At 70.6% G+C, this 15,683-nt stretch carries 13 protein-coding genes and 1 pseudogene; 5 read left to right on the top strand and 9 right to left on the bottom strand.

The window, feature by feature from the left end:
- Positions 1-55: 55 nt before the first annotated feature.
- Positions 56-853, bottom strand: a complete 798-nt coding sequence (locus ACQEWB_RS13220; RefSeq protein ID WP_432830388.1) for a metallophosphoesterase family protein — start codon at positions 851-853, stop codon at positions 56-58.
- 295 nt (positions 854-1,148) lie between these two features.
- Between ACQEWB_RS13220 and ACQEWB_RS13225 the strand changes: the two genes are divergently transcribed.
- Positions 1,149-2,945: an AMP-dependent synthetase/ligase gene (locus ACQEWB_RS13225; protein WP_432830390.1), complete on the top strand. Its 1,797-nt coding sequence runs from the start codon at positions 1,149-1,151 to the stop codon at positions 2,943-2,945.
- A gap of 13 nt (positions 2,946-2,958) precedes the next feature.
- Here ACQEWB_RS13225 and ACQEWB_RS13230 read toward each other — a convergent pair whose 3' ends face one another.
- Together ACQEWB_RS13230 and ACQEWB_RS13235 are read right to left on the bottom strand one after the other, a co-directional pair.
- Positions 2,959-4,593, bottom strand: a complete 1,635-nt coding sequence (locus ACQEWB_RS13230; protein ID WP_432830392.1) for a GMC oxidoreductase — start codon at positions 4,591-4,593, stop codon at positions 2,959-2,961.
- A gap of 32 nt (positions 4,594-4,625) precedes the next feature.
- Complete coding sequence (locus ACQEWB_RS13235; protein ID WP_432830394.1) at positions 4,626-5,768, bottom strand: glycosyltransferase family 4 protein; 1,143 nt, start codon at positions 5,766-5,768, stop codon at positions 4,626-4,628.
- A gap of 128 nt (positions 5,769-5,896) precedes the next feature.
- Here ACQEWB_RS13235 and ACQEWB_RS13240 point away from each other — a divergent pair, with 128 nt between their 5' ends.
- Entirely contained in the window at positions 5,897-7,132 is a 1,236-nt protein-coding gene (locus ACQEWB_RS13240; RefSeq protein ID WP_432830396.1) for a glycosyltransferase 87 family protein, read from the top strand.
- On the opposite strand, the gene ACQEWB_RS13245 is transcribed toward ACQEWB_RS13240, so the two are convergent.
- A complete protein-coding gene (locus ACQEWB_RS13245; RefSeq protein ID WP_432830398.1) occupies positions 7,093-8,415 on the bottom strand; it encodes an MATE family efflux transporter in 1,323 nt (440 codons plus the stop codon). The two genes, ACQEWB_RS13240 and ACQEWB_RS13245, sit on opposite strands and share 40 nt — an antisense overlap.
- 106 nt (positions 8,416-8,521) lie before the next feature.
- On the opposite strand from ACQEWB_RS13245, the gene ACQEWB_RS13250 reads away from it, so the two are divergent.
- On the top strand, positions 8,522-9,052 hold the full coding sequence (locus ACQEWB_RS13250) for a PadR family transcriptional regulator (RefSeq protein ID WP_432830400.1): 531 nt from the start codon (positions 8,522-8,524) through the stop codon (positions 9,050-9,052).
- 7 nt (positions 9,053-9,059) lie between these two features.
- On the opposite strand, the gene ACQEWB_RS13255 is transcribed toward ACQEWB_RS13250, so the two are convergent.
- From ACQEWB_RS13255 to ACQEWB_RS13275, 5 genes are all read right to left on the bottom strand, one after another.
- Positions 9,060-10,250 (bottom strand): hypothetical protein, encoded by a 1,191-nt coding sequence (locus ACQEWB_RS13255; protein ID WP_432830402.1) that lies wholly within the window; start codon positions 10,248-10,250, stop codon positions 9,060-9,062.
- Between the two features lie 32 nt (positions 10,251-10,282).
- The gene (locus ACQEWB_RS13260) at positions 10,283-11,293 is read right to left on the bottom strand and encodes an NlpC/P60 family protein (protein ID WP_432830404.1); all 1,011 of its coding nucleotides are present in this window, start codon (positions 11,291-11,293) and stop codon (positions 10,283-10,285) included.
- Positions 11,294-11,520: 227 nt separating this feature from the next.
- Positions 11,521-12,555, bottom strand: coding sequence for an NlpC/P60 family protein (locus ACQEWB_RS13265; protein WP_432830406.1), 1,035 nt, complete (start codon positions 12,553-12,555; stop codon positions 11,521-11,523).
- 329 nt (positions 12,556-12,884) lie between these two features.
- On the bottom strand, positions 12,885-14,228 hold the full coding sequence (locus ACQEWB_RS13270) for an NYN domain-containing protein (protein WP_432830408.1): 1,344 nt from the start codon (positions 14,226-14,228) through the stop codon (positions 12,885-12,887).
- Between the two features lie 37 nt (positions 14,229-14,265).
- Positions 14,266-14,505 carry a hypothetical protein gene (locus ACQEWB_RS13275; RefSeq protein ID WP_020129990.1) on the bottom strand — a complete coding sequence of 80 codons (240 nt, stop codon included), beginning with the start codon at positions 14,503-14,505 and terminating at the stop codon, positions 14,266-14,268.
- 156 nt (positions 14,506-14,661) lie between these two features.
- Between ACQEWB_RS13275 and ACQEWB_RS13280 the strand changes: the two are divergent.
- Both ACQEWB_RS13280 and ACQEWB_RS13285 read left to right on the top strand, forming a co-directional pair.
- Positions 14,662-15,404: pseudogene (locus ACQEWB_RS13280) on the top strand (rhomboid family intramembrane serine protease).
- Positions 15,401-15,682, top strand: a complete 282-nt coding sequence (locus ACQEWB_RS13285; RefSeq protein ID WP_089101146.1) for an Lrp/AsnC family transcriptional regulator — start codon at positions 15,401-15,403, stop codon at positions 15,680-15,682. The pseudogene ACQEWB_RS13280 and the gene ACQEWB_RS13285 overlap by 4 nt, the downstream one beginning before the upstream one ends.
- Position 15,683: the final 1 nt, after the last annotated feature.

Below are 15,683 nucleotides of genomic sequence, written 5' to 3' on the forward strand. Positions count from 1 at the left end.
AGCGTGAAGGCTACCGCGCACGTGACCACCCGACTTCACCCCCACCTGCGTTCACTCACCATTCAAGAGCCCACGGCTTCCCGGACCCCGCGAAGTGCCCCACGTTCACGCACTCGGTCGTGCCGATCCGCATCCGGCGGACCAGTGGCTGGTGGACGTGGCCGAACAGGGCGTACCGGGGGCGGGTGCGGTGGATCGCGGACAGCAGGGCGGCGCTGCCCCGCTCGAAGCGGCGGGCCACCGTGTCGTAGACCAGCTCCGGGACCTCCGGCGGGATGTGCGTGCAGAGCACGTCCACCTCGCCGACCGCCTCGATCTTCGCCGCGTACTCCTCGTCGCTGATCTCGTACGGCGTGCGCATGGGCGTGCGCAGGCCCCCGCCGACGAAGCCGAAGGTCCGGCCTCCGATCTCGACCCGCTCGCCGTCGAGCACGGTGGTGCCCGGTCCGGCGTACTCCGGCCAGAGAGGCGGCATATCGACATTGCCGTACGTGGCGTACGTCGGTGTCGGAAAGGCGGCGAACATCTCGGCGTACTGCCTGCGCACCGCCTTCTCGATCGCCGCCGCCCGGTCCGCGCCGATGCCGGCCCACAGCCGGGCCCCGAACTCCCGCGCCTCCTCGAAACGACGGGCGGTGCGCAGCTCGACGAGGCGGTCGGCGTTCTCCGCCCCGAACAGGTCGGGGAAGATGCCGCGCGAGTGGTCGGCGTAGTCGAGGAAGAGCACCAGGTCACCGAGACATATCAGGGCATCGGCGCCCTCGCCGGCGCGGGCCAGGTCACGGGCGTTGCCGTGCACGTCGCTGACCACGTGCACACGCGTCCTGCGGTTTCCGGCTGGTGTGGATGCCATGGCGATCAAGGGTAAGCGTGTGCGGCATACGTGAACAGTGGCGGCGGGACCTGCGGTTACTGGCCAGTCAGTTAGCGGGTGGACTACCGTACGCAAAGGAACAGCAATCCGTGTGACGCAGCGAACATCTCGCCGGGACCCCCTGTCGAAGAAGCCATACCGGCGGGTAACGTCCGGGCAGTCCAGTCGTGCTCAGGATTTCAACAAAGGATCACCTGAGTACCTGCCCGAGCCTTGGACCCACCGTCGCATCACACAACGTCGTGGCGCCGGCGCCTTATTAGGAGCAGCAGTCTTGCGCGAGTTCAGCCTTCCGGCTTTGTACGAGGTCCCTGCGGACGGCAACCTGACCGACATCGTCCGCAGAAACGCCGCGCAGCATCCGGACGTCGCCGTCATCGCCCGCAAGGTGGGCGGCGAGTGGCAGGACGTGTCGGCGACGGCCTTCCTGGCCGAGGTGCACGCGGCCGCCAAGGGTCTCATCGCCTCCGGCGTACAGCCCGGCGACCGGGTCGGCCTGATGTCCCGCACCCGCTACGAGTGGACGCTCCTCGACTTCGCGATCTGGAGCGCGGGCGCGGTGACCGTGCCGGTGTACGAGACCAGCTCGCCGGAGCAGGTGCAGTGGATCCTGAGCGACTCCGGGGCCACCGCGATCGTCGTGGAGCTGGACAACCACGTCGCCGCCGTCGAGGCCGTACGCGACCACCTGCCGGCGCTGAAGCACGTCTGGCAGATCGACGCCGGCGCGATCGAGGAGCTCGGGCGCCTCGGCAAGGACGTCACCGACGCGATGGTCGAGGACCGCAGCTCGCTGGCGCGGGCGGACGACCCGGCGACGATCGTCTACACGTCCGGCACGACCGGCCGCCCCAAGGGCTGTGTGCTGACCCACCGCGCCTTCTTCGCCGAGTGCGGCAACATCGTCGAGCGCCTGCGTCCGCTGTTCCGCACCGGCGACTGCTCCGTGCTGCTGTTCCTGCCGCTGGCCCACGTCTTCGGCCGGCTGGTGCAGATCGCGCCGATGATGGCGCCGATCAAGCTGGGCATGGTCCCGGACATCAAGAACCTCACCGACGAGCTGGCCTCCTTCCGGCCGACGCTGATCCTGGGCGTCCCGCGCGTCTTCGAGAAGGTCTACAACTCGGCGCGTGCCAAGGCGCAGGCGGACGGCAAGGGCAAGATCTTCGACAAGGCGGCCGACACCGCGATCGCGTACAGCCAGGCCCTGGACACCCCGTCCGGCCCCTCGCTCGGTCTGAAGATCAAGTACAAGACCTTCGACAAGCTGGTCTACAGCAAGCTGCGCGCGGTGCTGGGCGGCCGGGGCGAGTACGCCATCTCCGGCGGTGCCCCGCTGGGCGAGCGGCTCGGCCACTTCTTCCGCGGCATCGGGTTCACGGTCCTGGAGGGCTACGGCCTGACCGAGTCCTGCGCGGCCACCGCCTTCAACCCCTGGGACCGTACGAAGATCGGCACGGTCGGGCAGCCGCTGCCGGGCTCGGTGATCCGGATCGCGGACGACGGCGAGGTGCTGCTGCACGGCGAGCACCTGTTCAAGGGCTACTGGAACAACGAGGCCGCGACGGCCGAGGCGCTCACCGACGGCTGGTTCCACACCGGTGACATCGGCACCCTCGACGAGGACGGCTACCTCAGGATCACCGGTCGCAAGAAGGAGATCATCGTCACCGCGGGCGGCAAGAACGTCGCCCCGGCCGTGATCGAGGACCGTATCCGCGCGCACGCGCTGGTCGCGGAGTGCATGGTGGTGGGCGACGGGCGGCCGTTCGTGGGCGCGCTGGTCACCATCGACGAGGAGTTCCTGGGCCGTTGGGCCGCCGAGCACGGCAAGCCCGAGGGTGTGACCGCGGCGTCGCTGCGCGATGACCCGGATCTGATCGCTGCGATCCAGGGCGCGGTCGACGACGGCAACGCCGCGGTGTCGAAAGCGGAATCGGTGCGGAAGTTCCGCATTCTGTCCTCCCAGTTCACGGAGGAGTCGGGCCACCTGACGCCCTCGCTGAAGCTCAAGCGCAACGTGGTGGCGAAGGACTACGCGGACGAGATCGAGGCCATCTACCAGAAGTAGAAGGCGAGTCGGGTCAGGTGTCTTCGGCGAGGACCCGGGTCATCGTCCGTTCCGCGAGCGCGGTGATGGTGACGAACGGGTTCACGCCGATGTTGCCCGGCACCAGCGAGCCGTCGGTGACGTAGAGCTTCGAATAGCCCTTCACCCGGCCGTAGTTGTCGGTCGCCTTGCCCAGCACGCAGCCGCCCAGCGGGTGGTAGCAGAAGTCGTCGGCGAAGACCTTGCTGGTCGAACCGAACAGGTCGTAGCGGTAGATCGTCGAGTTGGCCGAGTTGATCCGGTCGAACAGCTTCTTGGCCATGGCGACGGACACGGCGCTCTGCGCGGCGGTCCAGCCGAGCTTCACCCCACCCGTCGAGGAGTCGTACGTGAACGACGCCCGCTCCGGGTTCTTGGTGATCGCCAGATAAAGGCTGACCCACGTCTCCAGACCCGTGGGCAGCGGGGCGATCTCGGCGAAGACCGGGTTGTCGGTGTTGGCCCAGTCGTCGATGCCCATGACCGGCATGGTCGACTGGTTGGCGCCGGTCGTGTCCCAGAGGTAGTTGGCGCGGCCCACCATGGTGTTGCCGTTGGTCCCCCAGCCGGCCCCGACGCTGGAGTTCAGCGCGGGCAGCGCACCCGTGTCCCGGGCCCGGACGAGGAGTTCGGTGGTGCCGAGGCTGCCGCCGCCCAGGAACAGGTACGTGCAGCTGTACTGCTTGGTCTCGACGACCGCGCCGGTGACGTCGATGCGGTCGGCGGTGAGCAGCCAACTCCCGTCGCTCGCACGGGTGATGGACCTGACCTTCTCCAGGGTGTTGATGGTGACCTTGCCGGTGCCGAGCGCGGCGGCCAGGTACGTCTTGTCGAGGCTCTTCTTGCCGTAGTTGTTGCCGTAGATGACCTCCTGCCCGAGCGCGGATTTGGTGGCCGTGCCGGCCGCCTCCTTCTGCATGTAGGCGAAGTCGTAGACGCTGGGCACGAAGGTGGTCTTCAGGCCGGTGTTCTGAGCGTGCTTCCGGGAGACGCGGGTGAACTGGTACCACTCGGTCGACTCGAACCAGGTGGGGTCGACGGTGTTGACGCCGAGCATGGAGTTGGCGCGCGGGAAGTACGTGCCGTACATCTCGTCGGCGTCGACGGAGGGGAACTGCTCGGCGAAGTACGACTTGAGAGGCGTGACCGCCATGGACCCGTTGACCAGGGACCCTCCCCCGACACCACGCCCGACGTACACGGACATGTTGTCGAAGTGCACGCGGTCCAGGACGCCGGGGTAGGCGGTGATGTCCTTGTTGACGACGTCCAGCCACAGGAAGGTGGCCAGCGGCGCCTCCGTGCGCGTCCGGAACCACATGGAACGCTGGTCCGGGTTGGCGGTGTTGCAGAAGACCTTGCCGTCGGAGCCGGCGGTGTTCCAGAGCCGGCCCATTTCGAGGACGAGGGTACGGATGCCGGCCTGACCGAGCCGGAGGGCGGCGACGGCACCGCCGTAACCCGAACCGATCACGATGGCGGGGGCGTTGTCGACGGCGGCGGCCTCCTCGGCGGCCTGGGCCGACTGGAGACCGATGCGGGTGAGACCCGCGGCGGCCGCGGTCTGGAGGGCTACCATGCCCAGGATCTGACGTCTACTCAGCTGACGCTGCATCAGTTTTGCTGTCATGTGCGCAGCATCTGCGGATTATGCGCTTCCGGCTATAGCAACGCCTTCAACTTTTCTGCCAACAAGTCCCAGCGCCATTTCTCTTCGACCCACTCACGTCCCCGCTCCCCCATGCGGCTCCGCAGTTCCGCGTCGGCGAGCAGGACGGTGATCCGGTCGGCGGCCTCCTCCGGGGAGCCGCCGCGCACCACCCAGCCCGTCTCGCCGTCCAGTACGGCGTCGGGAGCGCCCCCGGAGTCACCCGCGACCACCGGCAGTCCGGTCGCCGAGGCCTCCAGGTAGACGATGCCGAGCCCCTCGACGTCGAGGCCGCCCCGGCGCGTCCGGCACGGCATGGCGAAGACGTCGCCGGCGCCGTAGTGCGCGGGCAGCTCGGACCAGGGCACGGCGCCGGTGAAGCGGACCGAGTCGGCGACGCCGGTCTCGTGGGCCAGCCTGCGCAGCTCCTTCTCGTACGGGCCGCCGCCGACGATCAGCAGTACCGCGTCCGGCTCGGCGGCCAGGATGCGCGGCATCGCGAGGATGAGCGTGTCCTGCCCCTTGCGCGGCACCAGCCGGGACACGCACACGACCACCGGCCGGTCCGTCAGCCCCAGCCGCGCGCGGATCGCGTCACCACCCGACCCGGGGTGGAAGGTCTTCTCGTCGACCCCCGGCGGCAGCTGCACCATCCGCTCAGCGGCTTGAGCAGTCAGCGCGGTGGCGATCCGCGAGCGCGTGTACTCGCCGAGGTAGGTGATCGTGTCCGTCGACTCCCCGATCCGCCGCAGCAGCTGCCGCGCGGCGGGCAGCTGGGCCCACCCCGCCTCGTGCCCGTGGGTGGTGGCCACCAGCCGCTCGGCGCCCGCCTTCCGCAGCGCCGGGGCCATCAGCCCGAGCGGCGCCGCCGCCCCGAACCACACCGACGTACAGCCGTGCTCCCGCAGCAGTCCGACCGCCGTACGCGTCGCCGCGGGCGTCGGCAGCAGCATCGTCGTACGGTCGCGTACGACGGTGAAGGGCTGCTCGGCGTCGAAGGCGGCGGTCGCCTCCACGCCCTCCTTGCTCCGCTTCCACGTGGAGGCGTAGACGACGAGCCGCTCGGGGTCGAGGCGCAGCGCCATGTTGTGCAGGAACGCCTGGATGCCACCGGGGCGGGGCGGGAAGTCGTTCGTCACGATCAGGGTCTTGTGCATCGCCGCCGACCCTACCGGGCCCGTCCGCGCGAGTGCGCTCGGCCACGTTTATGGCAAGTACACAGGTGGGCAGGACATCATGTTCCCCTCAAGCCGAAGACGGCGGGGCGACACGGACAGGGGCTCAGGTGGACATTGCGGGTGCGAGGCGGTCTCTCGCGGGACTGCTGACGACCTGGGGCCTGACCAGGCTCGTACTGCTTCTGTTCGTCTTCAAGGTGTGGGTCTTCCCGGGCCCGGACGTGACCAGCGACGTCTCGGTGATCTACCAGGGCTGGTACGAGGTGCTGCGCACCGGCACCTTCCCGCTGGACGACGTCACCTGGCAGTACCCGCCCGCCGCGTCCCTCGCGATCCTCTCCCCCGCGCTGCTGCCCTTCCTCCAGTACGCGTCGGCCTTCTTCGTGCTGGCCTTCGTGGCGGACTTCGCGGTCCTCGCACTGCTCCTGTACGCGGGCCTGCGCCCCGGCAAGTCGCTGCGCGGGGCCTGGGTGTGGGTGGTGGGCGTGCCGCTGCTCGGGCCGACCGTGTACGCCCGGTACGACGTGATGGTGACCGCGGTGGCGGTGGCCGCGCTGCTCGCCGGGGCCCGGCATCCCCGGGTGATGGGCCTGCTCGTGGGCTTCGGGGCGATGCTCAAGGTGTGGCCGGTGCTGCTGCTGGTCGGGGCCCGCAAGAAGGGCGCCTGGGCGTGGGCGGCGGGGACGGTCGGCGCGATCGCGGTCCTGTTCGCGGTGTCGATGCCGGGCGCCTTCTCCTTCCTGACCTTCCAGCGCAACCGGGGCACCGAGGTGGAGTCGCTGGGCTCGCTGGTCTTCCATGTGGCCCGGCAGTTCGGCTGGAACGGGCAGGTGCTGCTCAACTACGGCTCGGTGGAGTTCCTCGGACCCTGGGTGAACGTCGTCAGCTCGGCCGCCCTGTTCCTGACCGGGGTCGCGTTCGGCTGGCTGCTGCTGTGGCGGCTGATGGCCACCCGGTTCCTGCCGGGCACGCTCGCGGACGCGGCCTTCACCGGAGTGCTGATGTTCACGGCCACCAGCCGGGTGATCAGCCCGCAGTACATGGTGTGGCTGATCGGCACGGCGGCCGTCTGCGTCTGCTTCCGCAGCAGCCGGATGGGCCTGCCGGCCGGGCTGGTGCTGGCGGCCTGCTTCGTGACGGTCCTGGAGTTCCCGATCTGGTTCGCGCACGTGGTCACGAGCGACCTGCTCGGCGTCTCCCTCCTGGTCCTCCGCAACGGCCTCCTGGTGGTCGCCGCCGTCCTCGCGGCCCTGGAGCTGTGGCAGTCGACGGTCTCCCGCGAGCCGGTCCCGCCCCTGCCCGCTCAGGCGGCCCGCACCAGGGAGACCTCGGCGTCCTCCTGACGCCGGGCGCGGCGGAACAGCAGGGCCACCGCCGCGCACTGCACGGCCATGGCGAGCGCCAGCGCCAGGCAGATGCCCGGCAGGCCGAGGCCCGACAGGGCGTACGCCAGCGGGAGTTGGACCGCCGTGCCGAGCAGCGTCACCCGTAGCAGCGCCGACGCTCCCCCGCTGCCCTCGAAGACACCGCCCAGCGCGATGAAGCCGGCCATCAGCAGCAGGTAGGGCCCGACGCAGCGCAAGAACAGCACGCCGGCGTGGGCGATGCCGGGACCGGCGCCGAAGGCGGCCATGATCCAGGGGGCCGTGACGGCGAGCAGGACGGTCGCGGCAAGCCCGACCGTGCCGGACACCAGCATCGCCTGCCGTCCGATGGCGCGCCGCTCGTCCCGGCCCGTGCCCCGGGTGTGCGCGGTGTGGATCGAGGCGGCCTGCCGTACCGAGTAGAACGCCATCGTCGCGACGTACATGACCTTGTACGCGATCGCGTACGCGGCCACCGCCGTCACCCCGAGCCGTGCCACCACGGCGACCAGGACCAGCGCCCCGCCCTGCCGCACGGTGAAGTCGGCGGACATGGGCAGCCCGGTCGTCAGCGTCCGCCGCAGCGCCGCGCCGGTCCCCTCGGCGGGCCGCGCGGCGACCGCCGTCCGCAGCAGGGCGTTCCGCCGCAGCACCCGCAGCCCCACCCCGAGCGCCACGCACCGGCACAGCACCGTCGAGGCGGCGGCGCCCCGCACGCCGTACAGGTGGATCAGGAACGGGTCGCAGACCAGGATCAGCCCGTTGGCGAGCAGGGCGAGGCGCATCGGGGTGCGGGTGTCGCCGGCGCCCTTGAGGATGCCGTCGACGAGGTTCTGCGCGAAGAAGACGGCGATGCCGGGGAGGGAGATCGCGAAGTAGGCGACGGCGAGCGGGACGGCCGTACCGTCGCCCCCGCCCAGCACCAGCCGGGCCAGCGGCTCGCGCAGCAGCAGCCCGCCCGCCACCACCACGGGCGTGACCAGCGCGCACAGCGCCCAGCCACCGCGCACGGCCGCCCGGACGGCCCCGGGATCCCGCGCGCCCCTGGCATGCGCGACCAGCACCGTCGTGCCGGAGGCGAAGACCAGCGAGACGCCGAGCAGCACGTTCTCGGTGTTCGTCGCCACGGCCACCGCGGCCACGGCGGCGCCGCCGAGCCGGGAGACCCAGACGGTGTTGATGATCCCGGCGGCCACGGTGGCCAGGAGCGAGAAGTAGACGGGGTGGGCGAGCGAGACGAGCTGCTTGCGGTGAGCGTTCATGGAGTACACCCCTCTTATCGAGCTACATCGAAACGAGGTAGCTCGATAAGAGGTACCATGGTGTCACCGGAGTCCACAAGGAGAAGTCCGCAAGGAGGGAAAAGGCGTGCTGGAGCTGTCGATCCTCGGCTTCCTGGCCGAACAACCGCTGCACGGCTACGAGTTGAAGGAACGCATCAAGGCGCTCAGCGGTCATGTCCGCCCGGTCAGCGACGGCGCCCTCTACCCGGCCATCACACGCCTGGTCACCGCCGGAAAACTCGACCAGCACACCGAGCCCGGCGCGAGCGCGGCCCCCCGCCGGATCCTGTCCCTCACCGACACGGGCCGCGAGGACCTGCTGGAGCGGCTCCGGCACCCGAAGCGGGCGGAGATCACCGACCACGTCCGCTTCAACACCGTCCTGGCGTTCCTGCGGCACCTGCCGGACCGCCAGGAGCAGGCCGCGGTGCTCAGGCGGCGGCTGGAGTTCCTGGAGACGCCGTCGAGCTTCTTCTACGACGGCGGGAAGCCCGTGCGGGCGGAGGCGAGCGGCGATCTCTTCCGGGAGGGCATGCTGCGGGTGGCGCGGGCGACCGGCGAGGCCGAGCGGGCGTGGCTCAAGGAGGCCGTCGAGCGGCTGGAGCGCGCGGGTTGAGGTCCGGTCAGCCCAGTTCGTCCCGCAGATACTCCCGCCACTGCGCGGTGAACTTGTCCGGCGTCGTCCCGAGCACCTGCTTCAGCGCGCCCGCGACCGACCCGGCCCGGGTCCTGTGGTCGCCGACGGCCCGGTAGAACTCGCCGAGCCGCGCCGCGCCCCAGCGGTCGGCGATCATCCGGCAGGCCAGCCAGCCGCCCTCGTAGGCCTGCGCGAGCTTCGTCGCGTCGCCGCTGAACCCGAAGTCCTTGTCGGTCGGCAGCTGGGCCGGCGCCCGCCCGTCCGCCACCGCCCGCGCCAGCTCGGGCGCGGCCTGGCCGGCGGTGCGGCCGGTGCCGAGGTAGCCGATCCAGTCGGCGTACCCCTCGGAGAGCCACAGCGGGGTGGCCGCCGTGGTGTGGGCACGGGTGGCGACATGGGTGGTCTCGTGGGTGAGGACGACCTGCTTGCCGAGGGTGCCGAGGACGCCGTACGCGTCCGGGTTGACGATGATCCGGTCCGCGGGCGCGGTCGGCGGGCCGCCCACCTCGCCGGTGGTGACCGCGGCGATCCCGCGGTACTGGGAGGCGGGCGAGCCGAGCAGCCCCGCCATGCCCTCCAGCGACTTCGGTACGAGGACGACGACGTGCCGGGTCCAGTCGGTGCCCCAGGCCCCGGAGACGGCCGGTACGGCGGCGTCCGCGAGGTCCGCGTAACCGTGCAGCAGCTCGCTGGTCTGGCCGACGCCCAGGACGAGGCTCTCCTTGCCGCGGACGGCGGTCACCGAGCCCTGGTCCCACAGCTGTTGGGCCGACTTCTTGGCGGGCGCGTCGGAGAGCACGTACCAGTCGCCGTCCGGGTCGCGGGTCAGGGTGAGTGTGCGGCCGACGGTGACGGGGGCCTTGTCGTAGCCCTCGACCTCGTAGCGCAGCTCGGCGTCGGCGGTGGTCCGGTCGCCGGTGCGGTGCAGGGCGGTGACGCGGTACGACCAGGAGTGCAGCGGGATCCCGCGCACGTTCTCGAACCAGCCGGGCGCGCCCGTCGCCACGAAGGCCGCCCGGTCGCGGTCCATGATCGCCGTTGACCGCCGGTCCAGGACCCGCTGGAGGTCGCCCTTGCCGCCGTCGCCCGCGGACTGCCCGCCGCACGCCACCAGGGAGACGAGCAGCAGAACGAGAACCACCACCGCGGACCTCGGCGCCCGCCTACGACCAGCCACTTCAGGATCGTACGGCCGATCAGCCCGGCCGGTCAGACCCTGGTGACCGACGACACCGGCATCATGTTGACCGGGTCGTAGCGCACCGGCGCGCCGGGGTAGGGCGCGTGGATCACCTGGCCGTTGCCCACGTACATCGCGACATGGCTGGCGTCGGACCGGTAGACGACCAGGTCACCGGGTTGCGCCTGGGAGAGCGGGACCTGGTGTCCGGCGTACCGCTGCTCCTGCGAGGTGCGCGGGAGATGGACGCCGGCCTGCGCGTACGACCACTGCATCAGGCCCGAGCAGTCGAAGCCGGAGGGGCCGGTGGCGCCCCAGACGTACGGCTTGCCGAGCGCGGAGCGGGCGGCGGCGATGGCGGCGCCCGCGCGGGCGTCCGGCGGGACCACGCCGGTGAGGTCGGGGACGTCGCCGTCGCGGGAGGCGCGGTCGAAGGCGGCGCGCTCCGCGTAGGGCAGGGCGTTGAGCAACTGCCGGGCCTTGGCGAGCTTGCGTTCGACGGTCTTCTTGTGGGTGACCACGGCCTTGCGGCTGCGGTCCAGCTCGGCGAGCTTGCCGGCCGCCTCGGCGCGCTCCTGGGCCAGTTCACGCATGACGGACTGGAGTTCCCTGAGTTCACCGGCCTGGTGGGCGCCGATCCGGTCGAGGACCGAGGCCTTGTCGAGGTAGTCGGCCGGGTCGTCGGAGAAGAGCAGGGCGATGGACGGGTCGATGCCGCCGGAGCGGTACTGGGCGCCGGCCAGCGAACCGAGCGACTCCCGCATGGAGTTGATGCGCTCCTGCTGCCGGGCGATCCGGTCCTGGGCCTGGCCCACCTCGCGGCGCAGCGTCCCCGCGGTCTCGTCGGCCTTGTTGTAGGCCTCGGTCGCCTTCTCGGCCTCCTGGTAGAGCCGGTCCACCTCGGCCTTGGTGTCGTCGTGCGGTGCGGCGTTCGCCGGTACGGCTCCGAGGGCGGCGGCAGCGGCGGACAAGGCGCACAGGGCGGCGCCCGCGCCCCGGTTGAAACCGGAGGACGGTGCAAGGCGGCGATGTGACCCCACGGGAAGCCGCGCTCCTTCCGTTGGCGACAGGGACTGCCTCCCCGGCGCAGCGGGGAAACGCGGCAGACAGTAGCCCTGCGGCAGGGGCTCGACCAAAGACCTCGGCGGGCACACACAGTGACGCCCCGCCTCTGACGCAGGTCATCGGCGGGGCGCGGGGTCAGCTGAAGTTGTCGTAATTCGCTCGTTCGGGGGTCGTGTTGTGCCCGGTTGGAACGGGTACGGGCTCAGATCCGGACGCCGAACTGGAACGGCATGTTGCTGATCGACTCGTAGCGCACGACCGTGCCGGTGCGCGGGGCGTGCAGCACCTGGCCGTTGCCCGCGTAGAGGCCGACGTGGTGGTAGTCGCCGTAGAAGATGACCAGGTCGCCGACCTTGAGCTGGCTCTCGCTGTAGATGCGGGTGCCGGCGTTGGCCTGGGCCTCGGAGGTGCGCGGGATGGAGACGCCGGCCTGCGCGTAGGCCCAGGAGGTGAAGCCGGAGCAGTCGAAGGCGTTCGGGCCGGTGGCGCCCCAGGAGTAGGGCGAGCCGATCTTGCTCTGGCCGGCGGCGAAGGCGGCTGCGGCGCGGCTGGAGGCGGCGGTGTCGTCACCGAGGTCCACGCGGGAGCTGGCGGAGCGGCTGGCGCGGGCGTCCGCGGCGGCGAGGGCGGCCTTCTCGGCGGCCGTCAGCGTGTTGAGCAGCTTCTGCGCCTCGGCGAGCTTGGCCTGGACCGCCTTCTTCTGAGCGAGGAACGCGGCGCGGGTGTCGGCGAGATCCTTGAGCTTGTCGGAGGCCTCGGCCCGCTCCTGGGCGAGGGCCCGCTGCTTCTCCTGGATCTTCTTCAGCGCATCGACCTGCTGGGCGCTCAACTGGTCGGCCGTGGAGGCCTTGTCCAGGTAGTCGTCGGGGTTCGACGAGAGGAAGAGCTGGAGGGAGGAGTCGATGGAGCCGGTGCGGTACTGGGCCGCTGCCGCCAGGCCTATGGAGTCACGGAGCTCGTTGAGCTCCTCCTGGCCGCGGGCGACGTTGTCCTGGATGGTGGAGATCTCCTTCTGGAGCTTCCCCTGCTTCTCCTTGGCGCCGTTGAGCTTCTCGGTGGCCTGCTCGGCCTGCTCGTAGAGCTTGTCGACCTTCGCCTTGACCTCGTCCTTGGACGGCTTCTCGCTCGGCGCGGCGTTCGCGGCCTGGGCGCTGATGGCTACGGCGGCAGCAGCTGCGGTGGTGAGCACGGTCACGCGTGCACGGCTCGGCTGCTTGGGTCGACGATGGGACGCCACGGAGGTGAACTCCTTCTTTTGAGTGATCACCCGTTCGGAGGTTCGAGCCCAGACCCTAGTGACCTTCCTGTGATCAGTTCAAATCCTCAGGAGCAAAATCCTGTCACGCCATGCATTCTTTACACACAACTCACGTGCCGTGATCCCCGCCTGACACTACGTTGCGTGACAGATCCCGCGAATTCGGGCATTGCCACATCTTCCCGGGGGATAACCCCCGGACCCCCAGCAGAAAGACAGGTCGGACCACGCGACCGACACGGACATGCGCGGCAGACCCAGGCAAAGCCCCAGCCTCAACCTCGGCACCCAGGAGGGAAGTTCGGCCTTCAGGACAGGCGCTTCAGAAGCATCGCAGAAGCGACCGGTCGGGCACCGGCCTTGGCGACGCCGTCGGCCACCTCGCGGTCGGTGGAGGCGACGATGACGGGCCGCCCCGGCGGCTCGGCGCGGACCAGCTGGCGGATCAACTCGTCGGCGGTGACGCCGGGTTTCGAGAACAGCACCCGCACGCCCCGCGGCGGCGCCAGCAGCACCGGCGCGGCCAGCTCGGCCCCGTCGAAGACACAGGTGACCTCGGCGCCGGTCTGCGCGGCCAGCTGCGAGAGCTGGCCGAGGAGCCTCAGACGCTGCTTCTCCAGGGGCATCTGGGGATAGCCGGTCTTGGTGACGTTGTAGCCGTCGACCACCAAGTGCGCCTGGGGCAGGGCGAGCAGCTGGTCGAGGATGGCCGGATCATGCTCGGACAGGGCGCGCGCGGCGATGTCCTTCGGGGTCATTCGTCCCGGTTCGACCGCGTCCACGGTCTCCGCGGGCCGTACCGACACGGGCGGCAACGCCAGTTCCCGGCGCAGCCCTTGGGCCGCGTCCAGAACGGTGTCAAGAAGCAGACGGACGCGCATGTCCTCGACACTGCGCCCCTCCCGCGCTGCTTTGCGCGTGGCCTCCAGGGCCGCCTCGGCCTCCCCGAGCCGCGCCTTCAGCCGCCGCGCCTCGCTCTCGGCGGCGGACACCTGGGTCTGCCCCTCGGTCCGCGAGGCCTCCATCTCGGCGTGGATCTTGCGCAGGGCGGCCTCGCCGCGCTTGACGTCGCTGAGGGCCGCGCGCAGCTTGCGGTGAAGCGATTCGGCTTCCTTCTTCGCCGACTCCAGCTCCGCGCGCAGCCGCTCGGTCTCGGCGCGGGTGAGGTCCCGGGCGGCGGCGAGTTCCTCGCGCAGCCGCTCCAGCTCGGCCCGGCTCTCCTCGCCGGCCCGCTCGGCGTCGGCCCGCTGGGCCTCCTCGCCGGCCGCGGTCACCAGCTTCACCCAGCCCGTGGGCCGTAGCACATAGGCCGCGGCCGCCACGTCGAGCGGATCCGCGGCCGGGGGCGGCGAGCCGGAGTCGAGGGCGCCGGTGAGTTCCGGCTGGGCCTCTCTCAGCTTCTCCCCGATGCGCTGGCGGAACAGCGGATCGGTCTCCAGCGCGGCCGCCATCGCGTTCCCGGCGAACTTGGCCCGCCGGTTGGGGGCGAACCGGGCGTACTGCCGCAGCTGCGCGGGCAGTTCACCGACGGTCAGCCCGCCGAAGCCGTCCGAGACGATCTGGACGACCTTCCGGCGCACCCCGTCGGGCAGCGGACGGTCGAGCACCTCAGCGGCGCCGTCGCCCGGCCCCCCGCCTTGTGTCTCCACCATCCGTCACACCCCATTTACTGTGCGGGGCCGCTCCCTGTCAGGAGCCGGCGCCCGGCCTGTCCACGAGTTCCACCTGATCCACCGCGTTGCACCAGCGACAGCGCACCGACTCGATGGTCTCACTGACCACCTCGCGCTCCTCGACCTTCGGCTCTCCGGCCAGGTCGAGGTGGACGTACTCGACGACCTTCGACGAGCGGGTCACGTCGAACCGCGTGAGGTTGCCGCAGAGGGTGCAACGCCACCGCGTCGCGGCGGTGGGCAGGGGAACCGTCATCGTGACTGTTCGCTTTCCTTCTAGTCTCCGTGACGCGCCAGCTTCCCTGGAGCGTGTGGCCGTAACCCTACGGCCTGGCGGCAACTCGCCGCTGGTCCGTCCACGGCGGCGAGGCGGTCTGGGCGGCTGCGCCCTGTTACGTCATGCTCTGTGGTCATGATCAGCAACTGGAGCGGTACGGCCGGCAGGGCGCTCAGAACGGTCCGGAGACCCTCGGCACCGGTCACGTACGGGCTGATCGCCGTGTGCTGTCTGGCCTTCGTGGTCGGTCCCGCCGGGGGCTGAATCCGGCCTACGGCTCCGGGGACGCGCTGCTCGCCGCCCAGCGCGCCTACTTCCACCGCTGGGGCGTGGTCCCGGCCGAGCTGTTCGAGGGCTCGGCGCGGGCCGCCCTGACCCCGGCCACGGCCCTGTTCGTGCACGGCAGCTGGGTGCACCTGCTGGGCAACATGCTCTTCCTCTACGTCTTCGGGGTCATGACCGAGGAACGCATGGGCCGCGTCCAGTTCACCCTCTTCTACGTCGGCTGCGGCTACCTGGCCCTGCTGGGGTACGCAGCGGCCAACTCCGCGTCCGAGCAGTCCCTGGTCGGCGCTTCCGGGGCGATCTCGGCGGTCCTCGGGGCGTTTCTGTACCTGTTCCCCGGGGCCAGGGTCACCAGTCTGCTCCCGTTCCTCTTCTTCCTCCCGCTGCGCTTCCCGGCCTGGGTCGTCCTGCCCTTCTGGGCGTCCCTCCAGTGGCTGGCGGCGGGCCGGGCGCCCCAGGGCCCCGGGGTGGCGTATCTGGCGCACATGGTGGGCTTCGGCCTGGGCTTCCTGTACGCGTGGGCCCGTTTCCGCCGTACGACTAGAGTGAAGTCCGCCCCAGCTCCGGCCCCCGAGGGAGAGAACCAGCCGTGATCACCGCGATCGTCCTCATCAAGACCAGCGTGGACCGGATCCCCGAGATCGCGGAGCGGATCGCCGCGCTGGACTCCGTCAGCGAGGTCTTCTCGGTCACCGGCACGTACGACCTGATCGCGATGGTCCGGGTCAAGCAGCACGAGGACCTGGCCGAGGTCATCCCCGGCAGCATCAGCAAGATCCCCGGCGTCGAGGCCACGGACACCCACGTCGCCTTCCGCACGTACTCCCAGCACGACCTGGAGGCGGCGTTCGCGATCGGGCTGGACAGCTAGG

Origin of the sequence: Streptomyces sp. CA-249302, assembly GCF_050936785.1 — a bacterium.
Lineage (GTDB): Bacteria > Actinomycetota > Actinomycetes > Streptomycetales > Streptomycetaceae > Streptomyces.